At 61.7% G+C, this 9,837-nt stretch carries 8 protein-coding genes; 7 read left to right on the top strand and 1 reads right to left on the bottom strand.

Annotation, left to right across the window (positions count from 1 at the left end; all coding sequences use genetic code 11):
- Positions 1-9 precede the first annotated feature (9 nt).
- Positions 10-2,526 carry a penicillin-binding protein 1A gene (locus tag HXS65_RS14470; RefSeq protein ID WP_176494255.1) on the bottom strand — a complete coding sequence of 839 codons (2,517 nt, stop codon included), beginning with the start codon at positions 2,524-2,526 and terminating at the stop codon, positions 10-12.
- A gap of 247 nt (positions 2,527-2,773) precedes the next feature.
- Between HXS65_RS14470 and pilM the strand changes: the two genes are divergently transcribed.
- From pilM to aroB, 7 genes are all read left to right on the top strand, one after another.
- The gene (pilM, locus tag HXS65_RS14475; protein ID WP_103751454.1) at positions 2,774-3,838 is read left to right on the top strand and encodes a type IV pilus assembly protein PilM; all 1,065 of its coding nucleotides are present in this window, start codon (positions 2,774-2,776) and stop codon (positions 3,836-3,838) included.
- Positions 3,835-4,425, top strand: a complete 591-nt coding sequence (locus HXS65_RS14480; protein ID WP_077377939.1) for a PilN domain-containing protein — start codon at positions 3,835-3,837, stop codon at positions 4,423-4,425. The genes pilM and HXS65_RS14480 overlap by 4 nt, the downstream gene beginning before the upstream one ends.
- On the top strand, positions 4,422-5,054 hold the full coding sequence (locus HXS65_RS14485) for a type 4a pilus biogenesis protein PilO (RefSeq protein ID WP_077377942.1): 633 nt from the start codon (positions 4,422-4,424) through the stop codon (positions 5,052-5,054). Before HXS65_RS14480 ends, HXS65_RS14485 begins: the two co-directional genes overlap by 4 nt.
- Positions 5,054-5,608, top strand: a complete 555-nt coding sequence (locus HXS65_RS14490) for a pilus assembly protein PilP (protein WP_176494256.1) — start codon at positions 5,054-5,056, stop codon at positions 5,606-5,608. The genes HXS65_RS14485 and HXS65_RS14490 overlap by 1 nt, the downstream gene beginning before the upstream one ends.
- Positions 5,609-5,748: 140 nt before the next feature.
- Positions 5,749-7,794, top strand: coding sequence for a type IV pilus secretin PilQ (locus HXS65_RS14495; RefSeq protein WP_077377948.1), 2,046 nt, complete (start codon positions 5,749-5,751; stop codon positions 7,792-7,794).
- Positions 7,794-8,336: a shikimate kinase AroK gene (aroK, locus tag HXS65_RS14500; RefSeq protein WP_077377951.1), complete on the top strand. Its 543-nt coding sequence runs from the start codon at positions 7,794-7,796 to the stop codon at positions 8,334-8,336. Before HXS65_RS14495 ends, aroK begins: the two co-directional genes overlap by 1 nt.
- Positions 8,337-8,407: 71 nt before the next feature.
- Positions 8,408-9,514, top strand: a complete 1,107-nt coding sequence (gene aroB, locus HXS65_RS14505) for a 3-dehydroquinate synthase (RefSeq protein WP_084207838.1) — start codon at positions 8,408-8,410, stop codon at positions 9,512-9,514.
- Positions 9,515-9,837 lie beyond the last annotated feature (323 nt).

A 9,837-nucleotide genomic window follows, 5' to 3' on the forward strand; every position in this document is an offset into this window, starting at 1 on the left:
TGCTTCAGATCAGAAGATGGCCTCGAAAGTTCCAGTACCTTCTGAGCCGCTCTGTTGCTCCAGCTCCTTGCGGATGGTGCGTTCCTTGTAGGGCGGCAGATTGTCCTTGCGGAACAGCTCGCTGACGCCGCCGGATTGACCACTGTGCAGGCGCTTGCCGGACTCCGGGTCGATGGTCGCGCTCACGATGTCATCGGGGCGCTCCATCCTGGCGGATGGCATGCCCTTGAGGGCGCCACGCATGTAGTCGACCCAGATGGGCAGCGCGGCCTGGGCACCGTACTCGGCGAGGGTGTCATTGGAGTCCTTGCCGACCCAGACGGTCGCGACCAGCTTGCTGTTGAAGCCGGAGAACCAGGCGTCACGCTGGTCATTGGTGGTCCCTGTCTTGCCGGCCAGGTCATCGCGACCAAGCGTCAGGGCCCCACGGCCGGTGCCGCGCTTGATGACGTCTTCCATCATGTCACGGATCAGGTACATGGATTCCGGCGAGGCGATGCGCTCGGCCAGCGGATACTGACGGCCATCACGATTGACGGTCACCATGCCCGGCGTGCAGTTGGCGCAGGCGACGGCCGGATGAGCTTCGTAGTCGGTCTCGTCGTCACCGCGCGTGACGGTGTCGATGTACCAGGGTTCGACACGGAAGCCGCCGTTCGAGAGTACGGCGTAGGCACGGGCCATTTCCAGCGGTGTCAGCGAGGCGCTGCCCAGTGCCAGTGACAGGCCGTTGGGCAGCTCTTCGCGCTTGAAGCCCACCTTGACGAGGAAGTCGAGCGTCTTCTCGAGACCGACGGTCTGCAGCAGTCGCACGGACACCAGGTTCAGGGAGCGATAGAGACCAACGCGGATCCGGGTCGGACCAGTGAACTTGCCGCCGGCGTTCTCCGGGCGCCATACCTTGTTGCCATCCTGCATGACCACCGGAGCATTGTTGATGATGGTCGCCGGTGACATGCCGCCCTGCTCGAGCCCCGAGAGGTAGATGAACGGCTTGAAGATGGAGCCGGCCTGACGACGTGCCTGAATCGCTCGATTGAACTTGCTGGCGGAATAGCTGAAGCCGCCCTGGAGTGCGAGGATAGCGCCACTTTCCGGGTCCAGTGAAACGATGGCCGACTGGGCATCCGGCAGCTGACCCAGGCGATAGCCATCATCTTCCTTGATGACGCGTACCAGATCGCCGACCTTGGCGATCTCGGCGGCAGAGCCGGGTACACCACCGCGCCAGCGGGAGCTCTTGTACTCGCGAGCCCATTTCAGGCCGTCCCAGCCAATCGTGGCCAGGCTGGCGTCTGCCAGCAGGACCTTCATCTGCTTGCCATCATTTTCCACCACGATGGCGGCTTCGAGCGGGCCATAGTCCGGCGTGCGATCCAGCACTTTCAGCCAGTTGGAGACATCGCGGTCGATGCCCTCGATGCGCTTCTCGCTCTTCTGGGCGGCCTGTCTGGCCGTTTCCAGCACTTCGGGAGAGCGAGAGATCTCTTCTTCGAGGCCGGCCTGATCGGTCTGGTCCTGAGCTTCCGCCAGTGACGCCGCGATACCGGATTCCTCCACGCCACGCCAGCCATGGCGGGTGTCATAGTCGATCAGGCCCTTGATCAAGGCATCGCGAGCCTGCGGCTGCAGCTTGCTGTCCAGCGTCGTGGTGATGCGCACATTGTCGGTATATGCCTTGTCACCGAAACGATCGACCGCGAAGCTTCTGGCCATCTCTGCGACATAGGGCGCCTCGACTTCCGGCCGCGTGTAATGGCGTGCCGCGGTGATCGGTGCCTTGACGGCCTTGTCATAGGCCTGAGGCTCGATGTAGCCCAGTTCCTTCATGCGCAGCAGGATCCAGTTGCGACGGATCAGGGCGCGCTGAGGGTTGGTGAGCGGGTTGAAGCTGGAGGGGGCCTTGGGCAGGCCTGCCAGCATGGCCTGCTCCGCCAGGGTCAGTTCATCGAGAGACTTGTCATAGTAGGTGCGTGCCGCAGCCGCGATCCCGTAGGCGCGATGGCCCAGAAAGATCTTGTTGACGTAGAGCTCGAGGATCTCCTGCTTGGAGAGGATCTGCTCCATCTGCAGTGACAGCAGGATTTCGCGAATCTTGCGCGTGAACGTCTGATCCAGCGTCAGCAGGTAGTTGCGCGCGACCTGCATGGTGATGGTGCTGCCGCCCGATTGGATGCTGCCGCTGGAAGCCAGCTGGACGGCGGCACGCGCGAGGCCCTTGGGGTCGATGCCCGGGTGCGAGAAGAAATTGCTGTCCTCGGCCGCGAGCAGGGCATCCACAAACGTCTCGGGGATCTCGTCGAAGGTGACCGGGATGCGGCGCTGGTCACCGTATTCGCCGATCAGCTTGCCGTCACGGGTGTAGATACGCAGCGGCGTCTGCAGCTTGGTATCCTGCAATTGATGAACATCGGGCAGGCCAGGTGCGAAATACAGGGAGGCGCCGACGATGGCCAGCAATCCCGCAGCACACAGTGACAGCAGCAGCCAGAACACTGGCGAAAGTAGTCGTCTCAATAGCTTCATGGGCAAGACAGGGTCCGTGGGTAATGAAAGGCGGGTGGCTGCGGGGGGATTGGCAATTCCATTGCTGGGGCATTATAAGTAGCGGGTCCAGATGCGGCCAGCGTTGAACCCTGTCTTGCGCGTCTGTTGTGTTATTCTGCGAAACATAATGTAACCTCTCAGCAGAAGAGGGTGCCGCGGCGGTGCCGCACGGGAAGCGGCGGCCCGCCAGTCAGACGGGGTCGTCATCAGAGCAGGGGAATGCCAATTGCTGGGACTCAAATCCGCCGGCAAGGGACTGATTGGCGTCGATATCACATCGGCGACCGTCAAGCTCCTGGAGCTGTCCAGACACGGAAATCGATACCAGATCGATAGCTACGCGGTGCGCCCCTTGAAGGAAGGCGCAGTCGTCGAGCGGCGCATCCGCGACATGGATGAAGTCGTGCTGGCGATCAAGCGCGCGGTCGAGCAGGCCCAGCCGCGCTCGCGACGAGCCGTCGTGGCGGTGCCGGCCAGTGCCGCCATCACCAAGACATTGAGCTTTCCGACCAATCTGGCCGATGACGAGATCGAGCAGCGCATCGCGCTCGAATCCGAGAAGCATTTTCCCTTCCCGCTCAATGATGTGGCGTTCGACTTCCAGCATCTGGGGGTCAATGCCCGCAACCCTGATCAGCAGGATCTGCTGCTGGTGGCCTGTCGCAGCCTGGATGTTGATCAGCTCACCTCCGCGCTCGAGCAGGCCGGCCTTGAGCCGTCAGCGGTCGATGTCGAGACCTTTTCGCTGGAGCGTGCCTTCGGTGAATTGCGCCACCAGCTCCCCCCTACCTACGACAATGAAGAGTGCGTCGCGGTCGTCGATATCGGTGCCACCATGACGGCTTTTCATGTCATCCAGAATGGTCGCATCGTCTACAGCCGGGATGCCGTGTTCGGGGGGCGTCAGCTGACCGACGAGATCATGAACCGTTTCGATCTTTCCAATGACGAAGCGGGTCTGGCCAAGAAGCGCGGTGGTCTGCCGGACACCTATGACAGTGAAGTGCTGGATCCGTTCCGTGACACGCTCGTGCAGCAGATCGCGCGCTCCCTGCAGCTCTATTACACCGCCGGCAAGCGTCGTGAGGTCCAGCGCATTCTGCTGGGAGGAGGGACAGCCGCCATTCCCGGATTACGTGAGTCGCTGGCAGGGCACACCGGACTGGAAGTGATCATGGCCAATCCCTTTACGCACATGAGCGTCAACCCTCGAGTCGACATCCAGGCGCTGGCCGGTGATGCCCCTGCGATGTTGACGGCTTGCGGGCTTGCGATGAGGAAGCGCTCATGACCATCGAGATCAATCTGCTGTCGTGGCGTGAGGAGCGTCGCGAGAAGCGCAGCAAGCGCTTCTTCGGCATTCTGGCGCTGGCCGCCGTGGTGGGGGTGGGAGCCGGGTTTGGCATGAGCGAGTATTACCAGAGCCAGCTCGAGGCGCAGAAGCAGCGGCATGCCTTCATCGAGAAGGAAATGGCGCGACTGAATCGCGATATCAAGGAAGTCGAGGATATCGAGAGTCGGCGTGACCAGATGCTGGCGCAGATCGAGCTGATTCGCAGTCTGCAGTTCTCGCGCCCGGAAACGGTACGTGTCTTCAATCAGCTCGTTGCGACGCTGGTCGAGGGTGCCTGGTACCAGAGCATCAGTCGCAGCGGACGTCAGATCAAGGCCAACGGCATCGCGGAGAATACGCGTCAGGTGTCCGGTCTGATGCGCACGCTTGCGGCATCGGATGTCTTCGGTACGCCGACACTGTCCGACGTACAGAGCAGCGACGATGATCGTCGCAGCTTCAATATCATGATTCCCGAGACACCGACGGCTGTCGCTTCCAGTGCTGCCGATACGAAGGCCGCCAGGCAGGGAGGTCGGAAATGAGTTTCCTCAATGCCGAAGTGCGTCGTCTCAAGTCGACGGACTTCCAGGATCTCGACCTCAAGGAGGCGGGTATCTGGCCCGTCACCTTGCAGGTGGTGTTGGTGCTGATCGTCTTTGGTGCCCTGTTCTGGGCGTCCCACTGGTTCCTTGCGGCGCCCAAGGCCGAGGATCTTGAGCGCCTGCAAGCCAAGGAACGTCAGCTGCTGAGCCAGTTCGAGACCAAGGCCTTCAAGGCGGCCAATCTGCCCGTGATGCGTGAGCAGATGGCCGAGCTGGAGACGCGCATGGAACAGCTGCTCGAGATGCTCCCGACCGATGCCGAAGTGCCGGCTCTGCTCGATGACATCAGCGAGACGGCCATCAACAACCAGCTGGAGGTGGAATACATTCGCCTCAAGCCGGCCCAGAATCGCGATTTCTACGTCGAACAGCCCTTCGATATCAAGGTGCGCGGCGATTACCACCGCATTGCCGCCTTCGTGTCAGGGGTCGCCGGGCTTTCGCGTATCGTGACGTTGCATGACTTCGTGCTGACACCGGTCTCGCAGGGCGAAGACCTGGAATTGTCGCTGCTGGCCAAGACTTACAACTACCGCCAAGGCGCACCGTTGCCATCGGGAGGTAAATGATGAGTCTGACGACACGTCGCAAGCATGCCGTGCTGGGTGGTGCGGTGTTGCTGACACTGCTGGCCGGTTGTGGTGACCCGCAGCTGCCTGCGCTGGAGAGCGAGCTCGAGTCGCTCAGAGGGCGGCCGACGGGGCAGGTCAAGGACCTGCCGCCTCAGCCCGAGTATCATCCCGTGACGTACGACATGGCAGATGCTCGTAGTCCTTTCCAGTCGCGACTGCCGGAGCCGGAGGAGGAGCTCGCCATGGTGGACAATGGCGTGCGGCCGGATCTGGATCGCCCCCGCGAGCCTCTTGAGGCCTGGCCGATGGAGCAGCTCAGCATGGTGGGGACCCTGGATGTGGACGGCAGTCGCTCGGCGTTGATCTTGACGCCGGAGCAGGAGGTGCAGCGTGTGAGTGTCGGCGGGCACATGGGGAGCAATTTCGGCCGCATCATTCGCATCGGTGATACTCAGCTGGACCTGGTGGAAATCGTGCCCAACGGTCAGGGCGGTTGGATCGAACGAACCCGCGCCATGGCATTGACTCAACCGGCAGATGCCAGCGGTTAGCGCGTGCTGGCGGCGCTGTCTGCAGAATCGTCACGGAAGATGAGCGGTCGATGACCGACACCATAATGCTTCGACAAGAATAAGGCGCGATCAGCCTCAATGGCTGGGCGGAGCCGCAGCGAGACAGGGGACAAGGGAACATGACGCGATTGCAACGAATGAGTCTGCTGGGGTTGGCGGCTTTCGGCAGCCTGATGGCGAGTGTGGCGCAGGCGGCCTCCACGCTGCAGGATCTGGAATTCACTTCGCTGGGTGGCGATCGGATGGAGCTCAAGCTCGATTTCGCCGGCGGGGTGCCTGAGGTCAAGGGATACCGGATCGAGACACCGCCGCGTATCACCATCGATCTCATGGATACCAGCAGTCAGCTGGACAAGCGCCGCTTCGAGCTCGGCCTCAATGGGGTCGAGGAGCTGGTGGCGCTGGAGGCCGGCTCGCGTACGCGCCTGGTCATGAAGCTCAGCCAGACCCGTCCCTATGTGACCCGTACCGAAGGCAATAGCCTCTATGTCATCGTCGGTGAGCAGGGCGGTCCGGTGGCCGCCGCCGCGTCAGGCCAGTCCGCGCAGCCGCAGCAGCAGGGTGGCGGACTGGAAGTCGCGGCGGAGCCTTCCGTCAGTGGTATCGATTTCCGTCGGGGCAGCGAGGGGGAAGGGCGTGTCGTGGTCAACTTCAATCGCGCCAATGTCGAGTCTCGCGTGACCGAGCGTGGCCGCAAGATCTATATCGATCTCAAGGGTGTCGCCCTGCCGCCAGAGCTGAATCAGGTGCTGGATGTCGGTGATTTCGCGACTCCGGTCTCGAGGATCGACCCGCAGCGTACTCGTGATGGTGTGCGCCTGGTGGTGGATGCCAATGGCTACTACACCCAGTTGGCCACCCAGGCCGGCAACGAGCTGGTGCTTGAGGTCAAGCCGCTGACACGGGAAGAGCAGGCGGAGCGGATCAAGGACAAGTTCCCGTACACCGGCAAGAAGATCTCGCTGAACTTCCAGAATATCGAAGTGCGCTCGGTGCTGCAGATCATCGCGGACTTCACTGGGCTCAATCTGGTGGCCAGTGACAACGTCACCGGCAACGTGACCCTGAACCTCAAGGAAGTGCCCTGGGATCAGGCGCTGGACCTGGTGCTCAAGTCGAATGGCCTGGCCAGTCGCCGCATGGGCAACGTGCTGATGGTCGCGCCGGCGGAAGAGCTGGCGGCACTTGAGCGCAAGGAGCTGGAAGCCAATCAGCAGGTCAAGGAGCTGGCGCCCCTGACGACGGAGTACATTCAGGTGCGTTATGCCAAGGCGGCGGACCTGGCGGCATTGCTGCGCGGGGAAGGCGGTATCGGCCTGCTCTCCGAGCGCGGTCGTGTCATGGTGGATGAGCGTACCAACACCATGTTGATTCAGGACACGCGCGACACTCTGGAGTCCATTCGCGGTACCCTCGAGTATCTCGACATTCCGGTGCGTCAGGTCCAGATCGAGGCGCGCATCGTGATCGCGCGCAGCAGCGTGTCGAGTGAAATCGGTGTCAACTGGGGGCTTTCCAATAGCAGCAACGGCAAGTTCGGTCTGGAAGGCGCCTCGACCGGCACGACCAGTGATGGTGGCCTGAGCGTCAATCTGGGTGACGACAGTGATCCGGGCAGCACCTTCAGCTTCGGTTATCTGTCCGGCGACATCCTGCTGGACCTGGAGCTTTCGGCGCTGGAAAGCGAAGGCAAGAGCCAGACCATCTCCCAGCCCAAGATCATCACGGCGAACCAGAAGAAGGCCGTCATCAAGCAGGGTCAAGAAATTCCCTACGAGGAGGCGACCTCCAGCGGCGCGACCAACATCGAGTTCAAGGAGGCGGTGCTGGCGCTGGAGGTCACGCCGCAGATCACCCCGGACAACCGCATCATCATGGATCTGTTGATCAACAATGACGACGTGTCCGATGACAGCTTCAATGGCGAGCCGGCCATCGATACCAATGAAATCGAGACTCAGGTGCTGGTCAATGATGGCGAGACGGTGGTGCTGGGCGGTATTCTGACCTCTGAACAGATACGCAGCGTCTTCAAGACACCTTTCCTGGGGGATCTGCCGGTGATCGGGAATCTCTTCCGCTATACCGAAGAGTCCAACGAGAAGGTAGAATTGCTGGTATTCATTACCCCGAAGATCATCGAGGACGGCCTGGCGGTGCGCTGATGCATGTGATTCCCAACGTATTCCTTGTCGGCCCCATGGGGGCCGGCAAGAGCACTATCGGCCGCCTGCTGGCGGCCGACTTGCATCGTGAATTTTGCGATAGCGACCACGTGATCGAAGATCGCTGCGGTGCCAGCATCCCCTGGATCTTCGATGTCGAGGGCGAGGCAGGCTTTCGCGGGCGCGAGCAGGCCGTGATTGACGAGCTGACCTCGCTGTCCGATGTCGTGATGGCCACCGGTGGTGGTGCCATCATGGCCGAAGCCAACCGGCGTGTGCTGCGAGAGCGCGGCACGGTGGTCTATCTCTATGCTCCGGTCGAGCAGCAGCTCAAGCGTGCCGGACGTGACCGCAATCGTCCTCTGCTCCAGCAGGATGACCCGGGGCGGGTGCTCAAGCGTCTCTTCGAGCTGCGAGACCCTCTCTATCGCGACACCGCGGATATCATCGTGCGTACCGATCGACGCAGCCCGCGTGCGGTCACCAACGAGATCCGGCGCCGGCTCAAGGCATTGTCAGACCCGCTCCACGTGCATGGCTAGACTCCCCTGGGGAGTCTGGCACTCGCTTACATTCAGGCGCCGTCATTCGTTTCGCCGCAAGGAGAATCACCATGTCCCTGGCTCCCGCTCATCGTCTCGATGTCGCACTTGGCGAGCGTAGTTACCCCATTCACATCGGCCCGGGCCTGACGGCGCGAGGAGACCTCATTCGTGAGCATCTCGCCGGTCGTCAGGTGATGATCGTCACCAACACCGTGGTGGCGCCACTGTATCTGGAGGCGCTCAAGGCATCACTTGGCGATGGTCTGGATATTCGAGAGGTGATTCTCGAGGATGGCGAACAGACCAAGCACATGGCCAGTATCGGTCTGATCTGGGATGCCCTGCTCGAGGCCGGCTTCAATCGTCGTTGCACCTTGATCGCCCTCGGTGGGGGAGTCATCGGCGACATGACCGGTTTTGCCGCCGCCTGTTATCAGCGGGGGGCGGCCTTCATCCAGGTACCGACCACGCTGCTGTCGCAGGTGGATTCCTCGGTGGGGGGCAAGACCGGCGTCAATCATCCGCGCGGCAAGAACATGCTGGGTGCCTTCTGGCAGCCGAGACTGGTGTTGATCGATACCTCAAGCCTCAGGACATTGCCGCAGCGTGAGCTGTCGGCGGGCATGGCCGAGGTCATCAAGTATGGCCTGCTGTGGGATGAAAGCTTCCTGAGCTGGCTGGAAGACAACATGCAGGCCTTGATGGCGCTGGATGAAACCTTGCTCGGAGAGGCCATCCGCCGCAGTTGTGCGATCAAGGCGGATGTCGTGGCGCAGGATGAGACCGAGCAGGGCGTGCGCGCACTGCTCAACCTCGGCCACACCTTCGGGCATGCCATCGAGACGGACCAGGGCTATGGCGTCTGGCTGCACGGTGAAGCCGTCGGCACCGGCATGCTGATGGCCGCTGAGCTTTCGGCGCGCATGGGGTGGCTGTCGAGTGCCGATGTCGAGCGTATCGCCAAGGTGATCGGCAAGGCCGGTCTGCCGCTGCAAGCGCCGGAGGACATGGGGGTCGAGGACTTCCTGCGTCACATGCAGCTGGACAAGAAGAATGTCGATGGCCGTCTGCGTCTGATCCTGCTCGAGCGTATCGGGCGTGCGGTGATTACCGAAGAGGCGCCTGCCGGCCTGCTGGCGGACATGCTGGAGCACTGGCCGCGCAGCAGCCACTGATCCCTCGACCAGCCGTTGGCTGGTGCACGGAATCTGCTGCAGAAGAAAAGCCGTCACCTCAGGGTGGCGGCTTTTCTTTTTGTCGAGCGTCAGTGGGCACTTCAGGTGGACGTGCCCAGGGCGCATGTCCGAAGTACGGGTCGGGTGTGCCGGTGAGTGTGCAGGACAAGTGCATTAGCGGGGCGTGATTCCTGAATTGGTATGCCGTATGCGTAATCGGTATGGGGAGAATTGAATAAAAACGCTGTTTTTTATTCATCCAAGACTAAAGTTGCAAGGCGAAACCCGCGAGGCATGTCTACCCGCTAAGCGCTTGAGCCTAC

This window comes from Cobetia sp. 5-25-4-2 (assembly GCF_013374075.1).
GTDB classification, from domain to species: Bacteria; Pseudomonadota; Gammaproteobacteria; order Pseudomonadales; family Halomonadaceae; genus Cobetia; species Cobetia marina.